General features: G+C 67.0%; 21 protein-coding genes. 6 read left to right on the forward strand and 15 right to left on the reverse strand.

The window, feature by feature from the left end:
- The first annotated feature begins 6 nt into the window (after positions 1–6).
- Positions 7–570 (forward strand): UbiX family flavin prenyltransferase, encoded by a 564-nt coding sequence (locus IB257_RS21520; protein ID WP_054457626.1) that lies wholly within the window; start codon positions 7–9, stop codon positions 568–570.
- Between the two features lie 76 nt (positions 571–646).
- Here IB257_RS21520 and IB257_RS21525 read toward each other — a convergent pair whose 3' ends face one another.
- Genes IB257_RS21525 through IB257_RS21550 form a run of 6 tightly spaced genes read right to left on the reverse strand, consistent with a single transcriptional unit; the run spans position 647 to position 4,460 of the window.
- Positions 647–1,687 (reverse strand): cyclase family protein, encoded by a 1,041-nt coding sequence (locus tag IB257_RS21525; RefSeq protein ID WP_088159054.1) that lies wholly within the window; start codon positions 1,685–1,687, stop codon positions 647–649.
- 5 nt (positions 1,688–1,692) lie between these two features.
- Complete coding sequence (gene pcaD, locus IB257_RS21530) at positions 1,693–2,472, reverse strand: 3-oxoadipate enol-lactonase (protein ID WP_175160896.1); 780 nt, start codon at positions 2,470–2,472, stop codon at positions 1,693–1,695.
- 19 nt (positions 2,473–2,491) lie between these two features.
- Positions 2,492–2,788 carry a YciI family protein gene (locus IB257_RS21535; protein WP_054459424.1) on the reverse strand — a complete coding sequence of 99 codons (297 nt, stop codon included), beginning with the start codon at positions 2,786–2,788 and terminating at the stop codon, positions 2,492–2,494.
- Positions 2,789–2,801: 13 nt separating this feature from the next.
- Positions 2,802–3,077, reverse strand: a complete 276-nt coding sequence (catC, locus tag IB257_RS21540; protein ID WP_043546701.1) for a muconolactone Delta-isomerase — start codon at positions 3,075–3,077, stop codon at positions 2,802–2,804.
- 52 nt (positions 3,078–3,129) lie between these two features.
- Complete coding sequence (locus IB257_RS21545) at positions 3,130–3,774, reverse strand: 3-oxoacid CoA-transferase subunit B (protein ID WP_013396545.1); 645 nt, start codon at positions 3,772–3,774, stop codon at positions 3,130–3,132.
- On the reverse strand, positions 3,771–4,460 hold the full coding sequence (locus IB257_RS21550; RefSeq protein ID WP_013396544.1) for a 3-oxoacid CoA-transferase subunit A: 690 nt from the start codon (positions 4,458–4,460) through the stop codon (positions 3,771–3,773). Before IB257_RS21550 ends, IB257_RS21545 begins: the two co-directional genes overlap by 4 nt.
- 145 nt (positions 4,461–4,605) lie before the next feature.
- Here IB257_RS21550 and IB257_RS21555 point away from each other — a divergent pair, with 145 nt between their 5' ends.
- On the forward strand, positions 4,606–5,388 hold the full coding sequence (locus tag IB257_RS21555; protein WP_054459426.1) for an IclR family transcriptional regulator: 783 nt from the start codon (positions 4,606–4,608) through the stop codon (positions 5,386–5,388).
- Between the two features lie 47 nt (positions 5,389–5,435).
- Here the strand turns inward: IB257_RS21555 and IB257_RS21560 are convergent, their stop codons facing one another.
- The 7 genes from IB257_RS21560 to ppc form a co-directional block, all read right to left on the reverse strand.
- Complete coding sequence (locus tag IB257_RS21560) at positions 5,436–6,164, reverse strand: SDR family NAD(P)-dependent oxidoreductase (protein ID WP_054459427.1); 729 nt, start codon at positions 6,162–6,164, stop codon at positions 5,436–5,438.
- 31 nt (positions 6,165–6,195) lie between these two features.
- Positions 6,196–7,536: a short-chain fatty acid transporter gene (locus tag IB257_RS21565; protein ID WP_054459429.1), complete on the reverse strand. Its 1,341-nt coding sequence runs from the start codon at positions 7,534–7,536 to the stop codon at positions 6,196–6,198.
- 180 nt (positions 7,537–7,716) lie between these two features.
- Positions 7,717–8,652, reverse strand: a complete 936-nt coding sequence (locus IB257_RS21570) for a 3-hydroxyacyl-CoA dehydrogenase family protein (RefSeq protein ID WP_054459431.1) — start codon at positions 8,650–8,652, stop codon at positions 7,717–7,719.
- Positions 8,653–8,931: 279 nt separating this feature from the next.
- Entirely contained in the window at positions 8,932–11,391 is a 2,460-nt protein-coding gene (locus tag IB257_RS21575; protein ID WP_175182016.1) for a TonB-dependent siderophore receptor, read from the reverse strand.
- A gap of 120 nt (positions 11,392–11,511) precedes the next feature.
- Positions 11,512–12,513, reverse strand: coding sequence for a FecR domain-containing protein (locus IB257_RS21580; RefSeq protein ID WP_175182015.1), 1,002 nt, complete (start codon positions 12,511–12,513; stop codon positions 11,512–11,514).
- Positions 12,514–12,519: 6 nt separating this feature from the next.
- Positions 12,520–13,041: a sigma-70 family RNA polymerase sigma factor gene (locus IB257_RS21585; protein WP_054459437.1), complete on the reverse strand. Its 522-nt coding sequence runs from the start codon at positions 13,039–13,041 to the stop codon at positions 12,520–12,522.
- 96 nt (positions 13,042–13,137) lie between these two features.
- The gene (ppc, locus tag IB257_RS21590) at positions 13,138–15,987 is read right to left on the reverse strand and encodes a phosphoenolpyruvate carboxylase (protein WP_054459439.1); all 2,850 of its coding nucleotides are present in this window, start codon (positions 15,985–15,987) and stop codon (positions 13,138–13,140) included.
- A 222-nt stretch (positions 15,988–16,209) separates the two neighbouring features.
- Between ppc and queC the strand changes: the two genes are divergently transcribed.
- On the forward strand, positions 16,210–16,929 hold the full coding sequence (queC, locus tag IB257_RS21595; protein WP_054459441.1) for a 7-cyano-7-deazaguanine synthase QueC: 720 nt from the start codon (positions 16,210–16,212) through the stop codon (positions 16,927–16,929).
- 33 nt (positions 16,930–16,962) lie between these two features.
- Here queC and IB257_RS21600 read toward each other — a convergent pair whose 3' ends face one another.
- Both IB257_RS21600 and IB257_RS21605 read right to left on the reverse strand, forming a co-directional pair.
- Positions 16,963–18,153, reverse strand: a complete 1,191-nt coding sequence (locus IB257_RS21600; RefSeq protein WP_192492782.1) for an MFS transporter — start codon at positions 18,151–18,153, stop codon at positions 16,963–16,965.
- Complete coding sequence (locus tag IB257_RS21605; protein WP_054459444.1) at positions 18,150–18,695, reverse strand: GNAT family N-acetyltransferase; 546 nt, start codon at positions 18,693–18,695, stop codon at positions 18,150–18,152. The genes IB257_RS21600 and IB257_RS21605 overlap by 4 nt, the downstream gene beginning before the upstream one ends.
- Before the next feature lie 113 nt (positions 18,696–18,808).
- On the opposite strand from IB257_RS21605, the gene IB257_RS21610 reads away from it, so the two are divergent.
- The 3 genes from IB257_RS21610 to ilvD all read left to right on the forward strand — a co-directional run bounded on the left by IB257_RS21610 (position 18,809) and on the right by ilvD (position 22,555).
- On the forward strand, positions 18,809–19,699 hold the full coding sequence (locus tag IB257_RS21610; protein WP_192492783.1) for a LysR family transcriptional regulator: 891 nt from the start codon (positions 18,809–18,811) through the stop codon (positions 19,697–19,699).
- A gap of 64 nt (positions 19,700–19,763) precedes the next feature.
- On the forward strand, positions 19,764–20,579 hold the full coding sequence (locus tag IB257_RS21615) for a helix-turn-helix domain-containing protein (RefSeq protein ID WP_175160906.1): 816 nt from the start codon (positions 19,764–19,766) through the stop codon (positions 20,577–20,579).
- 107 nt (positions 20,580–20,686) lie between these two features.
- Positions 20,687–22,555 (forward strand): dihydroxy-acid dehydratase, encoded by a 1,869-nt coding sequence (ilvD, locus tag IB257_RS21620; RefSeq protein ID WP_192492784.1) that lies wholly within the window; start codon positions 20,687–20,689, stop codon positions 22,553–22,555.
- Positions 22,556–22,839: the final 284 nt, after the last annotated feature.

The following is a 22,839-nucleotide window of genomic DNA, read 5'->3' on the forward strand; positions in this document are numbered from 1 at the left end:
CAGCCCATGCGGCGACTGGTCATCGGCATCACGGGCGCCACGGGCTCCCTGTACGCCGTGCGCATGCTGCAGGCATTGCGCGGCGTGGACGATGTCGAAACGCATCTGGTGGTGTCGGCCTCCGGCGTGCTGAACATCAAGCACGAGCTGGACGTCAGCCGCCATGATGTCTATGCCCTGGCCGACCACGTGCACAGCGTGCGCGACGTGGGCGCTACGCTAGCCAGCGGCGCGTTCCAGACGGCCGGCATGGTCATCGTGCCGTGCTCCATGCGCACGCTGGCGGCCGTGGCCCACGGCCTGTCGGATAACCTGATTACCCGCGCCGCCGACGTGACCCTCAAGGAGCGCCGGCGCCTGGTGATGATGGTGCGCGAGACGCCCTTCAACCTGGCGCACCTGCGCAACATGACTGCCGTCACCGAAATGGGCGGCATCGTGTTTCCGCCGCTGCCCGCGTTTTACCACCGGCCCGCCTCCATCGAAGAGATGGTGGACCATACCGTGGCGCGGGTGCTGGAGCTGTTCGACATCATCGTGCCCGGACCGCATTGGGAAGGCATGAAGTAGCGATCGCCGCATCAAAAAAAAGAGCTCCAGGTCTGGAGCTCTTTTCATTTGCGCGATGGCGCCGGGTTGCTGGCGATTACACCGTTGCGATCGGCGTGACCGGCGATCCGATTGCATGCGGCAGGCGCAGGGGCGGGGCGGTCAGCATGAAGTGGTGCCGGCCGTTGGCGTGCAGCCAGTCCGCCAGGTCCTTCAGGTACCAGAGTTCCGCCAGCGGCAGTCCCAGCTTGAACAGGCAATGGTGGTGCAGCGGCAGCATGGCGCGCGGGCCGGTCTTCTCGCGCGCGGGATAGGCTTCCACGGCGTAGTTGTCGGCGCAGATGGCGGCGATGCCGCTGTCCGTGATCCATTGCAGCAGCGCCTGGTCGGTGCCGTCCAGCGCGGCGCCGTAGGTGTGCAGCGTCTCGGCGTCGGGCGTGCCGTTCATGGCGACCACCGCTTCGGCGTAGCCGGTGCGCAGCACCAGCATGTCGCCGGTTTCGACGCTGATGCCGTCCGTCTTCAGTACATGCATCAGTTCCGCATGGCCGATCAGTGTGCGGCCGGGGCCGTAGTGGCGCAACAGGTCCACCAGCACGCCGCGGCCCTGCATGCCCTTCTGCGCCAGGTTTTCCACGCCCAGCTTCAGCGCCGCCGACGGGCCGCCGCTGTTGCAGCCGCAGCCGGTATGGTCGCCGTCGGCCGGGCCGACGACGTCCACGCCGGCCTGGTAGCCGTTGTAGTAGCGCAGTTCGGGCTTGCCGTCGCCGTCGGCGTCGAACAAGGCGCCCACGTGGGCCAGCGCGTCCCATTGCGTCGAATACTGCATCGACAGCAGCACCTGGTCATCGCTGAGCACGTCCACCGCGTCCGGGTTGACGTTGCGCAGCGGGAAGTTCAGGTAGGGCGTGTCCGCCAGGCGCGTGGGGCTCAGTTGCGGCGGATGACGGCGCGGGTTGAGCACGTTGCCGCCGGGCAGGTCCAGCGGCAGCGACAGGCAGAAGGTCTTGCCGGCGCGGATTTCACGCGCGCCTTTCAGGACTTGTTCTTCGGTAATGAGGTTCAGGCGGCCGAGTTGGTCGTCGTGCCCGAAGTCGCCCCAGTTGGAGCCTTCGGGCCGGTTTTTCCAGCGCTGCATGCCGCTTACCCCTTCAGGAAGTCGACGACCGTGCGGGTGAAGACTTCGGGTTGCTCCCAGTTCGAGATATGGGAGGTGTTCATTTCGAAGTAGCGCGCGCCGGGGATGGCCTCAGCCAGTTCACGGCCTTGGGCCGGGGTGGCGGCCAGGTCGTGCGTGCTGCTGATGACCAGCGTGGGCGCCTTGATCGAGGCCACTTGTTCGCGGAAGTCGGCGTCGCGCAGCGCGGCGCAGTTGCCCGAGTAGCCAGCGTCCGGCGTGCGTCGCAGCATGTCGATCAGCACCTGGGTCAGGCCAGGCTCGGCCGCGCGGTAGCTGTCGGTGAGCCAGCGTTCGACCAGCGTGGGCGCCATCTTTTCCAGGGTCTGTTCGGCGACCGCGGCGATGCGGGCGCTCCAGCCTTCGGCCGAGCCGATGCGCGCGGCGGTGTTGCAGAGGATCAGCTTGTCCAGCAGTTCGGGACGCGCCAGCGCCAGCCACAGGCCGGTGGGGCCGCCCATCGACAGGCCGCAGAAGTGCGCGCGCTTGATGTTCAGGTGCGCCAGCAGTTCGGCGACGTCGTTGCCCAGCTGCTCGAAGCTGTATTCGCCCTCGGGGATCGACGACTTGCCGTGGCCGCGGGTGTCGTAGCGCAGCACGCGGAAGTGCTTGCTCAGTTCGGGAATCTGGCGGGCCCACATGTCGGAGCAGGTGCCCAGCGAGTTGGAGAGCACGAGCACCGGCGCGTCGGCGGGGCCATCGATGACGTAGTACAGCCGTGCCTGGCTGAGATCGGCGTAAGACATGCGGGTTTATTCCTTGCGTTTACAGGTGGCAGACGCCGTCGACATAGGCCTTGCGCCAGCGCGTGATGGTCACGCGCTCGAACAGATTGGCCTGGGAGAACGGGTCGGCGTCGATGAACTGCTGCGCGGCTTCGCGCGTTTCCAGGGCCACGATGTAGAGGCCGCCGCCGGCGTCCTTGCCGTCGTCCTGCAGCTTGGCGCCGCAGGCCAGCAGCAGCTGCTTGTTCGCGTCCAGGTATTCCAGGTGCGCGGCGCGATGCTGCTGGCGCACTTCCTGGTGGCCGGGCTTGTCGAAGGTTTCGATGATGTAGGGCATCAGCCGCTCCTGGTCAGATTGCCGAGGGGTGGCGCGCCAGCGCCGTGACGTTGATGTCCATGTACGGGAACAGCGGCAGCGAGGACAGCAGCGTGTGCAGCTCGTCGTTGCTTTCGACGTCGAAGATGCTGACGTTGGCGTAGCGGCCGGCCACGCGCCACAGGTTCTTCCACTTGCCGTCGCGCTGCAGCTGCTGCGCCAGGGCCTTTTCGTCGGCCTTCAGCTTGTCGGCGCGGTCGGCGGGCATGTCGACGGGAAGATTGACTTGCATTTGAACCATGAACAACATGATGACTCTCTCCTGTAAAGCCGCTCCGGCGATGCCGGAGCGCGCACAAAATTCAGCGGGAAAACTTCAGCGGCAGGCCGGTAAGGCGCAGCAACTCGTCGGCGGTGGTGTCGCCGAACATGTCGATGACGGTCACGCCGTCGGCGCGGATGTCGAACACCGCCACGTCGGTGTACACGCGCGACACGCAGCGCACGCCGGTCAGCGGATAGGTGCAGGCCTCGACCAGCTTGCTCTGGCCTTCGCGGGTCTGCAGTTCCATCATCACGAACACGTCCTTGGCGCCGATCGCCAGGTCCATCGCGCCGCCCACGGCGGGAATTGCGTCGGGCGCGCCGGTATGCCAGTTGGCCAGGTCGCCGTGCTGCGAAACCTGGAAGGCGCCCAGCACGCAGATGTCCAGGTGGCCGCCGCGCATCATCGCGAACGAGTCGGCGTGATGGAAGAACGAGCAGCCGGGCAGTTCCGTCACGGGCTGTTTGCCGGCGTTGATCAGGTCGTAGTCTTCCTCGCCCTTGGCGGGGGCGGGGCCCATGCCGAGCATGCCGTTTTCGGTGTGCAGGATGACTTCGCGGTCCGCCGGCAGATGGTTGGCGACGAGCGTGGGCAGGCCGATGCCCAGGTTCACGTAGGCGCCTTCAGGAATGTCCTGCGCCACGCGGGCGGCGATCTGGTCGCGGGTCAGTTTGGTGCTCATTGCTGCTCCTTGGCGGCCGGGGTGGCTGCGATCTGCACGACGCGTTTCACGAAGATGCCGGGGGTGACGACGGTTTCCGGGTCCAGCTCGCCCAGTTCGACCACTTCACGCACCTGCGCCACCGCCACGCGCGCCGCGCTGGCCATGATGGGGCCGAAGTTGCGGGCGGTCTTGCGGTAGACCAGGTTGCCCCAGCGGTCGCCGCGTTCGGCTTTGATGAGCGCGTAGTCGGCGTGCAGCGGATACTCCAGCACGTACTGGCGGCCGTTGATCTCGCGGATTTCCTTGCCGTCGGCCAGCGGCGTGCCGTAGCCGGTGGGCGTGAAGAACGCGCCGATGCCGGCGCCGGCGGCGCGGATGCGCTCGGCCAGGTTGCCCTGCGGCACCAGTTCCAGCTCGATCTTGCCGCTGCGGTACAGGCCGTCGAAGATCTGCGAATCCACCTGGCGCGGGAACGAGCAGATGATCTTGCGCACGCGGTTGGCGCCGAGCAGGGCGGCCAGGCCGGTGGTGCCGTTGCCGGCGTTGTTGTTGATGATGACCAGGTCCTTCGCGCCCTGCTCCAGCAGGGCGTCGATCAGTTCCATGGGCTGGCCGGCGGTGCCGAAGCCGCCGATCATGACGGTGGCGCCGTCGGGTACGTCCGCCAGGGCGGCCGCCGCGCTTGCAACAAGCTTAGAAATCATGATGTTTGCTCATAGGTGGCGTGTCATAATTTGTTCTTAATTAGAACTTTCGTTCTTCTGAAGAACATCGTTTCATGGGGATGAGCCGGGCGTCAAGGCGAGCCGGCGCGGCGTCATCCCCATTTACTCTTTTTGCGGTAGACGGATGGCCGAGCAAGATACCCAGCAACCCAGCGACAGCTACGTGCAGTCCTTCGCGCGAGGCTTGTCCGTGATCCGGGCCTTCGGCCCCGACCGTTCCGAGATGACTTTGTCCGAGGTCGCGGCCGTGACCGGGCTGACTCGCGCCGGCGCGCGCCGCATCCTGCTGACGCTGGAGCACCTGGGCTACGTCACCGTCGACGACCGCAAGTTCTCGCTGACCCCGCGCATCCTGGAGCTGGGCTACGCCTACCTGTCCGGCACGCCGCTGTGGAACCTGGCGTTGCCGTACATGGAAGAAGTGGCCGAGCAGACGCGGGAGTCGTGTTCCGTTTCGGTGCTGGAAGGCGCGGACATCGTCTACATCCTGCGCCTGTCCACGCACAAGGTCATGACCATCAACCTGGCCGTGGGCAGCCGCCTGCCGGCCTGGGCGACCTCGATGGGCCGCGTGTTGCTGGCGGGGCTGACGGAGCCGGAGCTGGATCGGGTGCTGGCGCTGAGCCAGATCCAGTCCTACACCCCGCACACCGTCACGGACATCGCGGAGTTGAAGCGCGTGCTGGCCGGCGTGCGCGCCGACGGCTACGCCTGCGTCGCGCAGGAGCTGGAGCCGGGGCTGCAGTCGGTGGCCGTGCCCATCATGGACCGCAGCGGCCGCGTGATCGCCGCGATGAACGTCAGCGGCCATGCCAACCGCTTTACGCGCGAGGAAATGCTGGCGGCGTTTCTGCCGCCATTGCGCCGCGCGGCCGACCAGATCAACCACGCCCTGCTTCGCCGTTAGGCGGGGCAGGGGAGAGACGAGGGCGGCTGGCGTGCGCACGGCGGATCTCAGATGGGCGCGACGCCCAGCGTCGTGCCGCCGCAGACGTACAGCATCTGGCCGGTGACGAAGCCGTTGTCCGGCGACAGGAAGAACATCGCGGCGCGCGCCACGTCTTCGGGCGTGCCCAGGCGCTTGACCACGATGCTGTTGATGATGCGTTCGGTCTGCGGCGCGCCTGCCGGATTGCTCTTGGTGAACAGATCGGTGGCGATGGGGCCGGGACCGATGGCGTTGACGGTGATGCCGTCGCCGCCCAGTTCCATGGCCAGCGTGCGGGTCAGGCCCACCAGGCCGGCCTTGGTGGCCGAATAGACCACGCGGTCCGGCTTGCCCAGCGCGGCGCGCGACGACATGTTCACGATGCGGCCGAAGCCGGCTTCGCGCATGGCGGGCAGCGCGGCCTGCACCAGGATCAGCGCGGTGCGCAGGTGCAGGTTGACCACGTAGTCCAGGTCCGCGAGCGTGGCTGTGTCGGCCGTGCCCGGGCGGGTCGCGCCGGCGTTGTTGACCAGGCCCACGATGTTGTAGGCCGCGGTCACTTCGCGGGCCACTTCCTTGGTGCGCGCTTCGTCGGTCAGGTCGGCCTGATAAGACACCAGCCCCGCGGGCGGATTCTCGGGCAGCTTGTAGTCGATGTTGACGACCTTGTGTCCCGCATCCAGCAGCATGCGGATGATCGCAGCCCCGATCCCGGCGCTGCCGCCGGTCACGAGATACGCAGTAGGTTTGCTCATATCGGTTCCGTTCCTAGAGTAAGCGCGCCGGTCAGTGGGTCAGATAACCCCAAAGGAGGACGGCGGTGATGTGGATCACGCCGACCCACAGCATCATGATGACGGTATAGCCCATCACGTCGCGCAGCTTGAGCTTGGACAGCGCCAGCGCGGGCAGGATCCAGAAGGGCTGCACCAGGTCGTTCCAGGCGTTGCCCAGCATGACGGCCATGGTGGTCTGGTTCAGCGCGCTGCCGATTTCCTTGGCGGCGTCGATCATGAACGGACCCTGGATGACCCAGTGGCCGCCGGCCGAAGGCGCAAAGAAGTTGATGACGAACGAGCTGATCAGGCCCCAGAACGGCAGCGACTCGGGCGTGGCCACGTCGACGAACACTTGCGAGATCGTGGTGACCAGGCCGGAGGCGGCCATGATGGCCATGATGCCGGCGTAGAAGGGGTACTGCAGGATGATGCCGGAGATCGTCTTGATGCCTTCGGTCAGCTTGGCCACGTAGGCGGCCGGCGTGCCCAGCAGGATGATGCCCAGGAACAGGATGATGAAGTTGATCAGGTTCAGGTCCAGCGAACCGCCGTCCATGAAGTGGAAGGTCACGTAGGCGATGCCCAGCGCGCCGATCAGCAGGCTCAGGATGCGGCTGTTGTTCAGCTTGGAGGCGATGGTGCCTTTTTCCAGCATGTCTTCGGCGGCGCTGGACGTGTTGGCGTCGCGGTCGATGGCCGGGTCCACTTCAACGATCTTCTCGCCCTTCTTGGGGTGCAGCCAGGCGTTGAGCAGCGGCAGCGTCACGATGATCACCAGGCTGGTGATCAGCATTGGCACCGAGAAAATGGTTTCCGACAGCGGGATGGTGCCCATCTGCTTGGCGGTGGGGTGATTGGGGGTGGCGACCAGCACGGGGATGCTGGCCGACAGGCCCAGGCCGTACATGGTGAAGCCGCTGTAGGCCGCGGCGATGATCAGGGGGTAGTGCACGCCCTTGACCTTCAGCGCCAGCTTCTTGGCGACGATGCCGCCGATGACCAGGCCGAAGCCCCAGTTCAGGTAGCTGCCGATGCCGCCGACCAGCGTCGCCACGATGATGGCGGTGTGCGGCTTGTGCACGTGGCTGACGATGCGGTTGAGCATGCGGTCGGTGAGCGGCGCCGTGGCCAGCACGTAGCCCATCGCCAGGATCACGGCCATCTGGGTCGTGAAGGCCAGGAGGCTCCAGAAGCCGTTGCCCCAGGCGCGCGTGATGTCGCCGATGCCCTTGCCCTCGACGCCCATGGCCAGCAGCACGGTGAGCAGGGTCAGCGCGATCGCGAAGACGAAGGGGTCGGGCAGATACTTGCGCATCAGCTCCGTAAAGAATGAAGCCAGTTTATTCATGGTGCCTCCTACAAACTCCGGTAAGGCTAAGTTTTCTCGCGTCTTGCGCCGCCCGGCGCCGGGTGTCGGCGGGGGCGGGTGGGACGATTGCTTTCTTTGTGTGGTTGGGCTTGTGGCCCGCTGGCGCTGGTGGCGGGATGCCCCGCGCCTTATGGTGTGAATGCTTTGCTTGCGCGGCCGTCAGGAGCCGCTGGCCTTGCCGTTGAGCCAGTCAGCCAGTTCGCCTAGCGCGGCGCTTTTCTCGCGCAGCACGCGCTCGCGGCGTTCGGGGCTCCAGGTGTAGAAGCCCTGGCCGCTCTTGGCGCCGATCTGGCCGCTTTCGACCTTGCTCTTCAGGAGTTCGGAAGGTTCGGTGCGGTTTTCCAGGTCTTTGTAGAGATAGCTGGCGATCGCGTAGTGCACGTCGATGCCGTTCATGTCGCGCTGTTCCAGCGGTCCCGACAGGGCCAGGCGGATGCCCAGGCTCCACTTGACCACTTCGTCGATGTCCTCGGCGCTGGCCACGCCTTTCTCCAGCAGCGAGATGGCCTCGCGTGCCAGGGCGTGCTGGATGCGGTTGGCGATGAAGCCGGGGATGTCCTGGCGCACCAGCACCGGACGCTTGCCGGCGTAGCGCAGCGTGGCCATCACCCGGGCGACCGTGTCCTCGGAGGTGCCGTCGTTGCGCACCACTTCCACCAGCGGAATCACGTCGGCGGGCGTAAAGAAATGGGTGCCCACGAAACGGTCGCGCCGCACTACCGCGCTGGCGATGGCGTTGATGGACAGGCCGGAGGTGTTCGTGGCGAAGAGGGTGTGCGCGGGGCACAGGGAATCGAGCTTGGCGAAGATGCCGCGCTTGAGCTCCAGGTTCTCGGGCACGGCCTCGATCACCAGGTCGCTGTTGCAGGCCGCTTCCAGCCCCGGTGCGACTTGAATGCGCTGCATCGCTTCCTGGACGTTGCCCGGGGCATAGACATTCAACTGGCGGTCTATGGTCTGCAGCGCGCGGTCCAGCGCGCCTTCCATCGGGTCGATCAGGACGACGTTCAATCCCTTCGAGGCGAACAGCGCGGCGATGCCGCTGCCCATGGCGCCTGCGCCGACGATGGCGAGATTCTTGAGGGGAGTATCCATGATGGTTCGCTCGGTGCTGACACGCCGGGCTTGCGGGCGGGCACGTGCGGAACCAGGATGCTTTCTGTCTCTTCCGGGTGTGCCTTCCTGTGCGCCTGGCCAGAAAAATCTTTATGTTCTATATACGAACATTTGTGCGTATATAGAATTTCTGAAAGAGATAGTACTAAAAGTCGCGGGGGGCGGACAAATGGGGGATTTTGGGTGTCCGGCTGGTGGACGGTGCGCAGGCAGGGGACGCCGGCCCGCGCTCTGGCGCGAGCGCGGGCCGGCCTGACCTCACCAGCGGTAGGTGGCGGTGCCGATCACCCGGCGCGGTTCGCCGTAGAAGCAGCCGTAGGTGCAACTGCCGATATAGGTCTTGTCGGTCAGGTTGGACGCGTTCAGCGCGAACTTCCATGGCCCCGTCGCGTAGCTGATCATGGCGTCGAACAAGGTGAAGGATGGCACCTCCACCGGCATGCCGTGCGCCATGCCGCGGGTGCTGCCCACATAGCGCAGGCCAGCGCCGATTCTCAAGCCAGGCAGGCCGAAGTCGCCGAAACCATAGTCGCCCCATAGCGAGAACTGGTTGTAGGGGACCGAGCTCAGGCGCTTGCCTTCCTCGTCGGGTTGCAGGGGGCTGGCCTTGAGCGTGCGCGCGTCGGTGTAGGCGTAGGCGGCGATCAGGTTGGCATTGCGGCCGATGCGGGTGCGCGCCTCCAGTTCCAGGCCGCGGGTCCGCGCCTCGCCGGCCTGTATCTGATAGGACGTGTCCAAGGGGTCGGTCACGGTCATGTTCTTGCGGGTCAGTTGGTAGACCGCCGCCGACAGCATGGTGTCCGAGCCGGCGGGCTGGTAGCGCAGCCCGGCTTCGTACTGCTGGCCGGTGGTGGGCTGGAAGCGGCTGCCCTGGCGGTCCTGGCCGCTGGTAGGCTCGAATGACTCGCTATAGCTGAGGAACGGCGCCAGCCCGTTGTCGGCCAGGTAGACCAGGCCGGCGCGGCCGGTGAAGGCCTTGCTCTTTTCGCCGTCCGCATATTTTTCGTCGGTGAAGAAGTTGTGCTCGTCGACCGTGACCCAATCCTGTCGTCCGCCCAGCAGGACGACCCATTTGTCGGCGATCTTGATCTGGTCCTGAACGTAGATGCCCAGGCGCTTCATGTCGGTGACGGAGGAGGACCCGGGGAACGGCGCGACGGGGCCTAGCGGCATGCCATACACAGGATCGTAGAGGTCGATGTTGTTGTTGCTGCGGATATAGCGTTCGGTTTCGTGTTTGGGCAGCGAGTAATCGATACCCGCCAACAGCGTGTGGCGCACCATGCCGCTGCCCACCTCGTATTGCAAGGACGTATCGGAGATCAGGGCGGAGGAGCGATCCCAGCGTGGCATGGCGCCGCGATCGGCGGTCCAGCGCTGGTCGGGCGCGAGCTGCCAGATGTCGGTGGAGTGATAGGTGCTGTCCGCATGGAAATAGCGCGCACTGTTGCGCAGCTTAAGCTGGCTGTTGAAGGCGTGTTCGAACAGATAGCCGATCGAATAGCGTTCCATGTTGAACTTGTCGAAACCAGGCTCGCCGGTAAAACGATTGCGTGGGATCCGGCCGTTGACGTTGGGGAGCACCGTGCCTTGCGCCGGCAGGCCATAAACGTAGACGGTGTGGTCCTTCTGGTATTCCGCAAGCAGGGTCAGCGAGGTGGCGGCGCTTGGCTGCCACGTGATGGCAGGCGCGATGTAGGTCCGATCGTCAGGCACATGGTCGATGAACGTATCGCTCTCGCGCAGCAAGGCGGTCAATCGGTACGACCACTTGCCATCTTCATCGAGCGCGCCGCCGAAATCGCCGGAGATCTGCTTGCGGCTGTAGTTGCCCGCTTCAACGTTCAGTTCGCGCAGCGGCTCCACGGTGGGGCGTTTGCTGACCGTATTGATGATGCCGCCGGGCGACGCGGAGCCGTAGAGGACGGAGGATGCGCCCTTGAGGAACTCGATGCGCTCCAGCCCATACACCTCCTGCCGCCCGTTGTAGATGTTCACGGTGTACAGCATGCCGTCGCGGTAGTAGTTGCCCAGGTTGCTGCGGAAGCCCCGCAGGAACAGGCTGTCAGACGTGCGGTCCATGCCTTCAGCGCGGCTGACGCCCGCCACGTAGCCCAGCGCATCTTGAATGCTCTGCGATTTCAGGGTGTCGATTTCCTCCGCGCCCACGACCGAGATCGATTGCGGCGTTTCGATGATGGGCGTGTCGGTGCGGGTGCCGGTCGCGCTGAGCCGGGCCGCGTAGCCATGCAGGGGGCCGGTGGCGGTCTCCGCGGCCTGCGCGGTGACGGTCACGGCTTCGAGCGTGGTGGCGTCGTGGTGCGACGCCGGCGCGGGGCGCAGCGTGTAGCTGCCGTTGCTTTCCGGCAGGGCTTGCAGGCCTTGGCCGCGCAGCAATTCACCGAAGCCTTCGCGCACCGAATAGCTGCCTGACAGGCCGTTGCTGCGCTTTCCATGCAGCAGCGCGGCGTCCATGCTCAGTTCTACGCCGGCCGCGCTGGCGTAGGCATTGAGCACCTGGCTCAGCGGGCCGCCGGCGATGTCGTAGCTGCTCCTGGTCTCGACGCTCTGCGCCTGCGCGGTGGCGGTCGCGCCAGGGATGACGCAGAACGCCACGCTGAGAAACAGCGCCAGGCGCATCAGGCGGGGAATCGCGGGGCGGAGCGCTGGCGTGGCTGGCGCGTGGGAATGGGACCTGGGCTGCGGGTGACGGGACATTGGGTGATGCCTTGCGGTTCGTGCTGGAGATGAAAGGGGGTCACCCTATATCCCGAGCAAGAACGCCGAATCCGCAATTGCCGCCTCGAAAAGTTTGTAACGGCAACAGCCGATTGGCCGTCATTGCGCTGCCTGCACTGTCACCCAGTAGCGCGTCCGGTAGCTCACCGCCACCGGCAGAGCCCGCGTGAGGTTGTCCAGCGCCCGGTCCGTGTTGCGTACGGAAAAGACGCCGCTCACCAGCAGGCCCGCAACCTCGGGATCGCAGCGCAGCAGGCCTGGCCGGTAGCGGGCCAGTTCTGCCAGGAATTCGTCCAGGCGCATGGCATCGGCCACCAATACCCCGCGGCTCCAGGCCGCCGCGCTTTCCTGCGCAGGACTAGGTGCCGCGGCCCCGCCTGACGAAAAGCGCGAACCCTGGCCGGCTTGAAGCAGGACTGCCTGTTCCGGTGCGCCGAGGGGACGGATTTCCACGGCGCCTTCGAACACGGCCACGCGGGAGGTTTCGGTATCGTCCCTGACCGAGAATCGGGTGCCCAGGGCCTGGATGGAGCCGTGGCGGCTGCGCACCCGGAACGGCCGGGCCATGGCTGCGAGATCTGGCGCGGTTGCTACCAGGATTTCTCCGGCGTGCAGCACCACCACGCGTTCGTCCGCGGTGAACCTGAGGTCGATGGCGGTCGCGGTGGACAGCGTCACGCTGGACCCATCCGGCAGGGCGATGGTCCGGATTTCGCCAGTGCCGCTGCGGTAGTCGGCCGTTGCGGTTTGCCAGGAGTCGGTGCCGCGCAGGATGTAGCCCACGCCCACGATGGTTGCGCCCAGCCCCAGCAGGCTGATCGCGCGGCGCCGCGAGACGCCAGCCGGGCGTTTGCGCAGAGCGTGGCTGGCGGCCTGCGGCGATACGCTGCCGAGCTTGTCCTCGAATTCCAGCAGCCGTTGCCAGGCCAGTTCATGGTCGGCATGTTGCGCGCGCCAGCGGGCGCAGTCGGACTGGTCGGTGGGGTTGACGTCTTCCGACCACAAGCGCGCCATCCATTCGGCTGCCCGCTGCACGATGGCGGGGTCGATGGCCCGATTCAAGCCCTGGGGATTTGACGGAATGCCGGGCGTGGCGGACATGCCCGGTCAGCCGCCAGGGGGCGCGTGCAGGGCCTGGTAGCAGGCCAGCAGCGCGGAAGCCACGTATTTCTCCACCGACGACACCGACACGGCCAGCCGCGACGCGATGTCGCGGTAGCTCAAACCGTCCAGTTTGCGCAGCAGCAGCGCCTCGCGCGCCTTGGCTGGCAGGCTCTGCAGCACGGCGTCGATCTCGACCAGGGCTTGTACCGCCATGGCGCGGGCTTCTTCCGACGGCGCATGCGCCTGCGGCAGACCGGCGAGGGCTTCGAGATAGGCGGCCTCGATCTGGCGGCGGCGGTAGAGGTCGATCACCAGGCCGCGGGCGACCTGCGCCAGATGCTGGCGCGACTGGTGCGGTTCGGGCAGCCGGCCAGTGTGCAGGATGCGCAGATAGGTGTCGTGCGCCAGATCCGCCGCGTCGAACGCATTGCCCAGCCTTCGACGCAGCCAGCTTCTCAGCCAGCTGTGATGATCGGCATACAGGCCTTCGATGCCCTGCTGCGCTGCGGATTGGTTGGTCGACATGCGGGCCCCTGCAACGCGCGAAGGCGGCAAAAATGGCGCGGGTAAAGGATGAGAATCAGACTCATTCTATACCGCGCGCCATTTCACCAGCAATCGCTAGCCCGAGTTGCGCAGCCCCGCCGCAATCCCGTTGATCGTCAGGTGGATGGCGCGCTGCACGCGCTTGTCGACCTCGGCCTCGGGATGCTTCTGCGCCGCGCGGTGGCGGCGGATCAGGTCGATCTGCAGGTAGTTGAGCGGATCGATGTAGGCGAAGCGCTCGCGCAACGACGCCTGCAGCGTGGGGTTGTCGGCCAGCAGTTCGCGCTGGGTCAGCAGCTTGAGCATGGCCAGCGTGCGGCCGTGCTCGGCGCTGATGGCGCCGAAGATGCGTTCGCGCACGCCGCGCTGCGGCACCAGCTGCGCGTAGCGCGCGGCGATCGCCAGGTCGGACTTGGCCAGCACCATTTCCATGTTGGACAGTAGCGTGCGGAAGGCGGGCCAGTCGCGCGCCATTTCGCGCAGCTGGGCCAGGCGGCCGCGGCGCGAGCGGGGCGCGTCGGGGGCGCCGGTTTCCAGATAGGCCTCGATGGCCGACCCCATGCCGTACCAGCCGGTCAGCATCAGGCGGCATTGCGCCCAGGAAAAGCCCCAGGGGATGGCGCGCAGGTCTTCGATGCGCTGGCCTTTCTTGCGCGAGGCGGGACGCGAGCCGATGTTCAGGCCTGCGATTTCGCTGATGGGCGTGGCGGCGAAGAAGTAATCGGCAAAGCGCGGGGTGTCGTAGACCAGGCCGCGGTAGGTGCGCTGCGCGGTTTCGGACATGAAGGACATGGCCGGGCCGTGCTGGGCCATGTGCGCGTCTTCCGCGCTGGTGGCTTCGGCGCGCGGCGCCAGGCTGGATTCCAGCGTGGCCGCGACCAGCAGTTCCAGGTGCCAGCGGCCGACCTCGGCGTCCTTGTACTTGCTCTGGATGACTTCGCCCTGTTCGGTCAGGCGGATCTGGCCGGCCACGGTCCCCGGGGGCTGTGCCAGGATGGCGTCGAAGCTGGAGCCGCCGCCGCGGCCTACCGAACCGCCACGGCCATGGAACAGGCGCAGCCGCACGTTGCGGGCCGAGAACACGTCGACCAGCGCGCGCTCGGCCTGGTAGAGCGACCAGTTGGACGTGAGGAAGCCGCCGTCCTTGTTGCTGTCCGAATAGCCCAGCATGACTTCCTGCGCGCCGTTCTGCGCCAGCTTCACGCGCTGGCGGATTTCGGGCAGGTCCAGCCAGGCAGCCATGATCTCGGCGCCGCGCTGCAAGTCGGGAATGGTCTCGAACAGCGGCACGACCATCAGGCCGTCCTCGGGCTGGATCTCCTGGCCCGCCGGGGCGATGAGGCCGGCTTCCTTTTGCAGCACCATGACTTCCAGCAGGTCGCTCAGCGTTTCGGTGTGCGACACGATGGTCTGGCGCACGGCCTGCTTGCCGTAGCGCGCGCGGCCGGCGGCGGCGGCGCGCAGCACCGCCAGTTCGCGCGTGGTGTCTTCGCTATAGGCGATCCAGGGCGAGGCCAGCGGACGGGCCTGCGCCAGTTCGGCGCGCAGCAGTTCGACGCGTTGCTCTTCGGTGAGCGCCAGGTAGTCCAGCGGCTTGCCGTCGCGTTGCGTGCCGGCGAGGGTGAACAGCTCGGCCAGCGCGCGCTCATGCACGTCGGAACTCTGGCGCAGGTCCACCGTGGCCAGATGAAAGCCGAATACTTCCACGGCCTGCTGCAAGCCGGCCAGGCGCAGCTTGGCGATGGGCGAGCCATGGTGGGCGGCCAGCGACGCGGCGATCACGGCCAGATCGGCGGACAGCTCTTGCGGACCTTCGTAGGGGGCTGCCGCGACGGTGCTGCGCCGCGCCAGGTCCTGGCCCGTCAGGCGCTGCGCGGTGGCGGCCAGGCGGGCGTACACGCCGACCAGCGCGCGGCGATAGGGCTCATCGCGGCGGTGGGGCGAATCGTCGCCGCTGGCGTCGGCCAGGGCCAGCAGTTCGGCATCCACGCCAATCAGCAAGGTGGTGACGGACAGCTCCGCGCCCAGCGCATGGACCTCTTGCAGATAGTGTTCGAACAGCACGGTGGCCTGGCGCAGCAGCGCGCGTTCCAGGGTGCTGGCATCCACGTTGGGGTTGCCGTCGCGGTCGCCGCCGATCCAGCTGCCCATGCGCAGGAAGGGCTCCAGCGGCGCGGGCGGAGCGGCGAAGGGCTTGGCGGACTCGCGGCTCAGCAGCTTGGACAGGTCGCCGTACACGCGCGGAATGACTTGCAGGAAGGTGCTGCGGTAGTACGACAGCGCGTTCTCGATTTCGTCGGCCACCGTGAGGCGCGTGTAGCGCAGCATGCGGGTCTGCCACAGCGTGGCGACGCGGCCGAGGAGGGAGGCGTCCAGGTCGGCCAGCTCTTCCGGCGTGAGCGTGCCTTCGCGCTGCGTCAGCGCGCCGGCGATCTCGCGGTGCACGTCCAGCGTGCTCTTGCGCTGCACTTCGGTGGGGTGCGCGGTCAGCACCGGCATGACGCAGGCTTCGGCCAGCAGCCGGCGGATGCGGGCTACGCCCACGCCCTGGCGGCCCAGGGTCTGCACCGCGTCGCGCAGGCTGCCGCGCTCGGGCGCGCCGCTGGCGATGGCGCGGGCGCGCTGGCGGCGATTCTGGTCGCGGTCTTCGGCGATATTGGAAAGGTGCAGGAAGTAGCTGAAGGCGCGCGCCACGGAGTTGGGGTCGCTGCCTTGCAGGCGCTTGACGCGCTGCTCCAGCAATTTGCCGTCGGCGTCGTTGCCTTCGCGGCGGAACTTCACGGCCGTGCGGCGCAGGGTTTCGATGGTGTCGAAGACGCGTTTGCCCTCACATTCCTCGATGACGGTGCCCAGTAATCGGCCTAATAGCCGGATATCGTGACGCAAGGGTTCTGCTGAATCGGACTGCGGGCGCATGGCATTCATCTGGCGGGGATCCGTCGAGGCTGCTGAGAGAGGGGAAGGGGTAGGAAAGAAGAGGCGTTGCAGGTAAACCGGGAAAGAGAATCTGGAAGATTTTACGCAGACTTTTTACGCCGGCCGCCGGCATCGGTTTAAAGTCCGCCAGCAGCATGTTTACACTAAAGGCAGGCCGTCACCTGTGCGTACAAGCCTTCAGTCCCTTCGTCTTTCCAGAAGCCCCCATTTATGCAAAATCATCAACGTCGCGCGCTCGTGCTGTTTTCGGGCGGCCAGGATTCCACCACTTGCCTGGCCTGGGCGCTGGACCGCTACGCCCATGTGGAAACCGTGGCGTTCGACTACGGGCAGCGCCACCACATTGAACTGACTGCGCGGCTGAACGTGCTGCGCGAGATCCGCAGCAATTTCCCCGACTGGGCGCCGCGCCTGGGCGAGGATCATCTGCTGGACCTGAAGGTGCTGGGCCAGGTGGGCGATACCGCTATGACCAGCGACCGCGCCATCGAAATGCAGGCCAACGGCCTGCCCAACACTTTCGTGCCTGGGCGCAACCTGCTGTTCCTGACGCTGGCCGCCGCGCTGGGCTACCGCCGTCAGCTGGACGTGCTGGTGGGCGGCATGTGCGAAACCGATTTTTCCGGCTATCCGGATTGCCGCGACGACACCATCAAGGCGCAGCAGGTGGCGCTGGGCCTGGGCTTGGGCTCGCGGGTCACGATCGAGACGCCGCTGATGTGGATCGACAAGTCCGAGACCTGGGCGCTGGCGCATCGGCTGGGCGGCGACGCGCTGGTGGAAACCATCGTCGAGGAAAGCCACACCTGCTATCTGGGCGAGCGCGGCGCGCGCCACGACTGGGGCTACGGTTGCGGCGAGTGTCCCGCCTGCAAGCTGCGCAAGATCGGTTGGGAAAAATGGGTGGTGGCCTCCGCCGCCGAGGGTTGAGACGCCGGCCGCCGCCATCGCGCGGCGGGCGCTTCAGGCAAACGCCGCGCGCGTCCTGGCGATGAACTTCCACCGCAGCGCGAACGCTGCCGCACCGATAGCCGCGGCCAAGCCCACCGACAGCCCCATCGCGCCGCGTGCGCCGTAGCTGTCCACGATGTAGGCATAGGCGACCGGAGAGGCGGCGGTGACCAGGAAGCTGGGGATCAGCAATGAACCCACCAGCGTGCCATAGCTGCGGAAATCGAAGAGCGCCAGCGGCAGGGTGCCGCGAGTGATGGTCAAGAGGCCATTGCAGGCGCCATAAAGCAGCGCGTAGGCGGCGGTGGCATAGAGGTTGCCGCCGGACAGCAGCGCCAGCAGGAAGCACAGGGGCAGCAGCGCGCCGACCGCCAGCGTCAATGTCAGCGGATGCAGGCGCGAGCCCAACGCCACGTCGGCCAGACGGGCCGCGAACTGGCCGACGCCCCACAGGGCCGCGACGCTGACCGCGGCGGCCGCGGCCAAGCCCAGGCCCGACAGCAATGAAATCAGATGGGCCGCGTTGCCCGCCGCCAGAAAGTTGGTCAGCATGGCGACCAACGCGTACAGTCCGCCCGCCAGGCGGCGCTCGGCGGCGTTGCGGGTGAGGCCGGCGGGCGCCTTGTCCTTGCCGCCGGGGGCCGCTGCATAGCGTGCACGCGGCAGCGCCAGGTAAAGCGGCACCGTGGCCAGCGCCAAACCGGCATAGGCCAGCGCCGCGCCGCGCCAGCCCAGCCAGCCCGACAGCGCATGGCCTACCGGCCACATCACCGTGGACGCGAGTCCGCCGAACAACGTGATCTGCGACATGGGCCGGCGCGCCAAGGGGCCGGCCGCGCGCGCCAGCGAGGCGAAAGCCGCGTCGTACAGGCTCAGCCGCATGCCAACGCCCAGCACGGCCCAGGACAGGAAGTACCAAGGTATGGCGTGCGCGATCGACAGGCCCGCGCAGCCCAGCGCGCCCAGTAGCGCGCCCAGCGGCATGACGCGATGGCCGCCCCAGCGGTCCACGGCTATGCCGGCCAGCGGCGACACCAGGGCCATCACCACGATGGCCGCCGAAAAACCGCCGTAGACGGTGGCGGCGTTCCAGCCCAGGTCGGCGGCCATTGCGGGTCCCAGGGCGCCGATCAAGTAGTACGTCACGCCCCAGCCGACCAGTTGCGTCAGCCCCAGGCAGACGATGGCGCGCGGCGCAATCACGGCCGTTGCGGCGGCGTGGCGTCGCCTTCGCCCAGCGCGCGCTGCATCAGCACCGTGTCGCGCCATTCGCCATGCTTGTGCCCCACCGAACGCAGGGTGCCGGCGGGATGGAAGCCCTGGCTGGCGTGCAGCGCCAGCGATGCGGCGTTGCGGCTGTCGCCCACGACGGCCAGCATCTGGCGCCAGCCGGCGGCGGTGCAGCGCTCGATCAGCTCGGCCAGCAGCTTGCCGCCGATGCCCAGGCCGGAGCGGCCCGCCTTTACGTACACCGAATCTTCGACCGTGTGGCGGTAGGCCGGGCGCGGGCGGTAAGGCGTGACGTAGGCGTAGCCCACGACCTCACCGTTGATCTCGGCCACCAGATAGGGCATTTCCTTTTCCAGTACGGCGCCGCGGCGCTGGCGCATTTCCTGGATGGACGGCGGCTCCAGCTCGAACGAGGCGGTGCCGTGCTGTACATGGTGGGCGTAGATGGTCTTGATGGCGGGAAGATCGGCTTCCGCGCTGTCGCGGATGAGGACGGTGGGGCGGGGGGACGACATGGGCGGGCCGTGAGCAGGAAAGGAAAACAGAAGCCGCCAGTGTCGCGCAAGCTTATTTATTAATAAAGCTTTGGTCCATTATGATTTGTATAAGTAAAACTTTGGATTTAACGATGCGTGGCCTTAACCTGGATCACCTGCGCACCTTTGCGCAGGTGATCGAACTGGGCAGTTTTTCCGCCGCTGCGGAGCGGGGCGGCGTGACGCAGCCCGCCGTCAGCCTGCAGATCCGCCAGTTGGAGCGGCGCTTCGGCCTGAAGCTGGTGGAACGCATCGGCCGCCGCGCCGGCCCGACAGCGGCCGGGCTGGAGCTGCTGTCGCACGTGCGCGTCATCGACGCGGCGCTGGCGCAGGCCGAACTTGCCATGACCGCGCATGCGTCGCAGGTGTCCGGCCGTATCCGGCTGGGCACGGGCGCCACCGCCTGCACCTATCTGCTGCCGCCGATCCTGGCGGACCTGCGGCGGCGCTTTCCGGCATTGGATATCGTGGCCAGCACCGGCAATACGACGGACATGCTGCGCGGGCTGGAGAACAACACGCTCGATATCGGCCTGGTCACCTTGCCCGCGCCGGGACGCATGTTCCAGGTCACGCCGGTGCTGGATGACGAGTTCGTGGCGATCTTTCCCGCCCGCGATCCGGCCGCCATACCCGCGGCCGCCACGCCGCAGGCGCTGGCGCAGCTGCCGCTGGTGCTGTTCGAACCGGGCGCGCGCACCCGCCGCCTGGTGGACGACTGGTTCGAGGAAGCCGGGCTGGCCGCCAAGCCCGTGATGGAGCTGGGCAGCACCGAGGCCATGAAGGAGATCGTCGCCGCGGGCCTGGGTTGCGCGATCCTGCCCAGGCTGGCGGTGTCGGGCGCGGGCCAGCGCCAGGCGCTGGAGGTGCGCTCGCTGGCGCCGCGCCTGTCGCGCAGCCTGGCCATCGTGCTGCGAAGGGACAAGCCGCTCAGCCGGGGGTTGCGGCATCTGCAGGACTCGCTGCTGGCGTTGCGAGGGTGAACCCAAGGACGTGGGTACACTGGCGCAGACCATTCCACGCCACTTGAATCACAATCATCGCAAAATGGACAAGCCTGCTGCCCGCAAGCCCTATAAGCCCGCAGAGCTGGACCTGTTTCCTTATGAGTCCTCGCGGCGTCCGGTGGCCGGATTGGCGGTGGATTACGAAGACGGCCACCGCGTGCGCCGCCACCGGCACCGCCGCGCCCAGTTGCTGTACGCCATCTCCGGGGTCATGGTGGTGGATACCGACGCCGGGATCTGGGTGGTGCCGCCCACGCGCGGCGTCTGGGTGCCGGCCTGGGTGTCGCACGGCCTGCGCATGAGTGGCGAGCCGCGCATGCGCACCGTGTTTGTGGAGCCGGGCGCGGCCGCGCACTTGCCGTCCAGCTGCTGTGTGTTGTCGATTTCCCCTTTGTTGCGCGAGCTGATGGTCGCGGCGGCCGAGGTGCCGCTGGACTGGGCGCCCGACACGCGCGACGGCCGGCTGATGATGTTGCTGCTGGACGAATTGCGCCAGGAGCCGGTGCTGCCGCTGCACCTGCCGCAGCCTTCCGAACCCCGCCTGGCGCGCATTTGCCGCGCCATCGTGCGCCACCCGGAACGCCAGGACGGCGCGGCCGACTGGGGGCGCGCGCTGGGAGTGGACCCGAAGACGGTGCACCGGCTGTTCCTGCGGCACACCGGCATGACCTTTGGCCGGTGGCGCCAGCAGGCGCGGCTCCTGGCGGCAATGGAGCGGCTGGCGCGCGGCGAACGTGTGCTGGAGGTGGCGCTGGACCTGGGCTACGAAAGCCCCAGCGCTTTCGCGGCCATGTTCCGCAAGGCCGTGGGCGAGCCGCCCAGCGCCTTCGCGGCCCGCGGCATGGCGTCCGCCTGATGGCCGCGGCCGCGTCCCGGGGGCGGCCGACGGGCGAGGGCGGCCCGAACCAGCGTATTATTTAACGTTTTGCCGCCTACGCTAACAGCTACAGCCAGAGACAAACCATGCCGCACTACCGCTCCCGCACCTCGACCCACGGCCGCAACATGGCCGGCGCCCGCGCCCTGTGGCGCGCCACCGGCATGAAGGACGGCGACTTCGGCAAGCCGATCATCGCGGTAGTGAACTCGTTCACGCAGTTCGTGCCGGGCCACGTGCACCTGCGCGACCTGGGTGCGCTGGTCGCCAAGGAAATCGAGGCCGCAGGCGGCGTCGCCAAGGAATTCAACACCATTGCCGTGGACGACGGCATCGCCATGGGCCACGGCGGCATGCTGTATTCGCTGCCCTCGCGCGAACTGATCGCCGACTCGGTCGAATACATGGTCAACGCGCACTGCGCCGACGCCATGGTCTGCATCTCGAACTGCGACAAGATCACCCCGGGGATGCTGATGGCCGCTATGCGCCTGAACATCCCGGTCGTGTTCGTGTCGGGCGGTCCGATGGAAGCGGGCAAGGTCAAGTCGCCCACCGACGGCAAGGTCATCGCCAAGATCGACCTGATCGACGCCATGATCAAGGCCGCCGACCCCAAGGTGTCGGATGCGGAAGTGGCGGAAGTCGAACGCAGCGCCTGCCCGACCTGCGGCTCCTGTTCCGGCATGTTCACCGCCAACTCGATGAACTGTCTGACCGAAGCCATCGGCCTGGCGCTGCCGGGCAACGGCACCATCGTTGCCACGCACGCCTGGCGCAAGGGTCTGTTCGAACAGGCCGGCCGCCTGGTGGTGGACCTGTGCCGTCGTTACTACCAGGAAGAGGACGCGTCGGTCCTGCCGCGCAGCATCGCCACCAAGAGCGCGTTCCAGAACGCGATGGCGCTGGACGTGGCCATGGGCGGCTCGACCAACACCGTGTTGCACTTGCTGGCCGCGGCGCAGGAAGCTGGCGTGGACTTCACCATGGCCGACATCGACCGCATTTCGCGCAAGGTGCCGTGCCTGTGCAAGGCGGCGCCCGCCACCGACAAATACCACATCGAAGACGTGCACCGCGCTGGCGGCATCCTGGGCATCCTGGGTGAACTGGCGCGCGCGGACCTGCTCGATCTGTCCTGCGGCAACGTGCACAGCGGCACGCTGGGCAATGCGATCAAGCAATGGGACGTGGCCGGCGGCGCTGGCGAAGAGGCGCAGAAGTTCTACCGGGCGGCTCCGGGCGGCATTCCGACCACGGTGGCGTTCAGCCAGGACGCAACCTTCCTGACGCTGGATACCGACCGCAAGACGGGCTGCATCCGCAGCAAGGAAAGCGCCTATTCGAAGGACGGCGGCCTGGCCGTGCTTTACGGCAACCTGGCTGAAAAGGGCTGCATCGTGAAGACGGCGGGCGTGGACGAGTCGCAATGGGTCTTTACCGGCCGTGCGCGCGTTTTCGAAAGCCAGGACGATGCGGTGGAAGGCATTCTGGGCGACAACATCGTTCCGGGCGACGTGGTGGTGATCCGCTACGAAGGCCCGAAGGGCGGTCCGGGCATGCAGGAAATGCTGTACCCGACGTCGTACTTGAAGTCCAAGGGCCTGGGCAAGACTTGCGCGCTGTTTACCGATGGCCGTTTCTCTGGCGGTTCGTCGGGTCTGGTGATCGGCCATGCTTCGCCGGAAGCGGCGGAAGGCGGCACGATCGGCCTGGTGGAAGAGGGCGACGTGATCGAGATCGATATCCCGAACCGCAAGATGCATCTGGCGGTGTCCGACGAGGAACTGGCGCGCCGCCGGGCGGCGATGGATGCTCGTGCCGATGGCTGGGAGCCGGTCGGTCGCGAACGTGTCGTGTCGCAGGCGCTGCAAGCGTATGCGGCGTTGGCGACTTCGGCGGATCGCGGGGCTGTGCGGGATTTGTCGCAGCTGAAGCAGAAGGGCAAGCGTTGATTTTGCTTGCTGGCGGGTAAGAGGGCGGCGCTTTTTAGCGCCGCTTTTTTTTGGCGTCTGGTGAGCGCTGGTTGGTGTTGACGTCGTGCGTGCGTGCGTGCGGGTGCGGGTGCGGGTGCCGTAGTGCTTCGTAGGCCGCCCGTCGGCGCCGGCGCGTGGGAGGCGAGCGCCCACGATTGCGGTCCGGAGCCTTCGCTCCGGACTGCCCCTTCGTCATCTTCGTCCAGGCCTTCGGCCTTCCCTTCAGATTCCCTCGGGCGCATCGAGGTTGCTCGCCTCCCACG

The sequence above is a fragment of the Achromobacter sp. ACM03 genome (assembly GCF_014851665.1).
Taxonomy (GTDB): Bacteria; Pseudomonadota; Gammaproteobacteria; order Burkholderiales; family Burkholderiaceae_B; genus Achromobacter; species Achromobacter aegrifaciens.

Excerpts from the sequence above, each read along its gene's own strand:
- IB257_RS21525 (WP_088159054.1), bottom strand. The coding sequence starts at position 1,687 with ATGCAGCGCTGGAAAAACCGGCCCGAAGGCTCCAACTGGGGCGACTTC.
- IB257_RS21585 (WP_054459437.1), bottom strand. The coding sequence starts at position 13,041 with ATGTCGACCAACCAATCCGCAGCGCAGCAGGGCATCGAAGGCCTGTAT.
- IB257_RS21575 (WP_175182016.1), bottom strand. The coding sequence starts at position 11,391 with ATGTCCCGTCACCCGCAGCCCAGGTCCCATTCCCACGCGCCAGCCACG.
- IB257_RS21565 (WP_054459429.1), bottom strand. The coding sequence starts at position 7,536 with ATGAATAAACTGGCTTCATTCTTTACGGAGCTGATGCGCAAGTATCTG.
- IB257_RS21560 (WP_054459427.1), bottom strand. The coding sequence starts at position 6,164 with ATGAGCAAACCTACTGCGTATCTCGTGACCGGCGGCAGCGCCGGGATC.
- IB257_RS21545 (WP_013396545.1), bottom strand. The coding sequence starts at position 3,774 with ATGAGCACCAAACTGACCCGCGACCAGATCGCCGCCCGCGTGGCGCAG.
- IB257_RS21610 (WP_192492783.1), top strand. The coding sequence starts at position 18,809 with ATGCGTGGCCTTAACCTGGATCACCTGCGCACCTTTGCGCAGGTGATC.
- IB257_RS21570 (WP_054459431.1), bottom strand. The coding sequence starts at position 8,652 with ATGGATACTCCCCTCAAGAATCTCGCCATCGTCGGCGCAGGCGCCATG.
- IB257_RS21555 (WP_054459426.1), top strand. The coding sequence starts at position 4,606 with ATGGCCGAGCAAGATACCCAGCAACCCAGCGACAGCTACGTGCAGTCC.
- IB257_RS21550 (WP_013396544.1), bottom strand. The coding sequence starts at position 4,460 with ATGATTTCTAAGCTTGTTGCAAGCGCGGCGGCCGCCCTGGCGGACGTA.
- queC (WP_054459441.1), top strand. The coding sequence starts at position 16,210 with ATGCAAAATCATCAACGTCGCGCGCTCGTGCTGTTTTCGGGCGGCCAG.
- ppc (WP_054459439.1), bottom strand. The coding sequence starts at position 15,987 with ATGAATGCCATGCGCCCGCAGTCCGATTCAGCAGAACCCTTGCGTCAC.
- IB257_RS21535 (WP_054459424.1), bottom strand. The coding sequence starts at position 2,788 with ATGCCCTACATCATCGAAACCTTCGACAAGCCCGGCCACCAGGAAGTG.
- IB257_RS21605 (WP_054459444.1), bottom strand. The coding sequence starts at position 18,695 with ATGTCGTCCCCCCGCCCCACCGTCCTCATCCGCGACAGCGCGGAAGCC.
- ilvD (WP_192492784.1), top strand. The coding sequence starts at position 20,687 with ATGCCGCACTACCGCTCCCGCACCTCGACCCACGGCCGCAACATGGCC.
- pcaD (WP_175160896.1), bottom strand. The coding sequence starts at position 2,472 with ATGTCTTACGCCGATCTCAGCCAGGCACGGCTGTACTACGTCATCGAT.
- IB257_RS21615 (WP_175160906.1), top strand. The coding sequence starts at position 19,764 with ATGGACAAGCCTGCTGCCCGCAAGCCCTATAAGCCCGCAGAGCTGGAC.
- IB257_RS21580 (WP_175182015.1), bottom strand. The coding sequence starts at position 12,513 with ATGTCCGCCACGCCCGGCATTCCGTCAAATCCCCAGGGCTTGAATCGG.
- catC (WP_043546701.1), bottom strand. The coding sequence starts at position 3,077 with ATGTTGTTCATGGTTCAAATGCAAGTCAATCTTCCCGTCGACATGCCC.
- IB257_RS21520 (WP_054457626.1), top strand. The coding sequence starts at position 7 with ATGCGGCGACTGGTCATCGGCATCACGGGCGCCACGGGCTCCCTGTAC.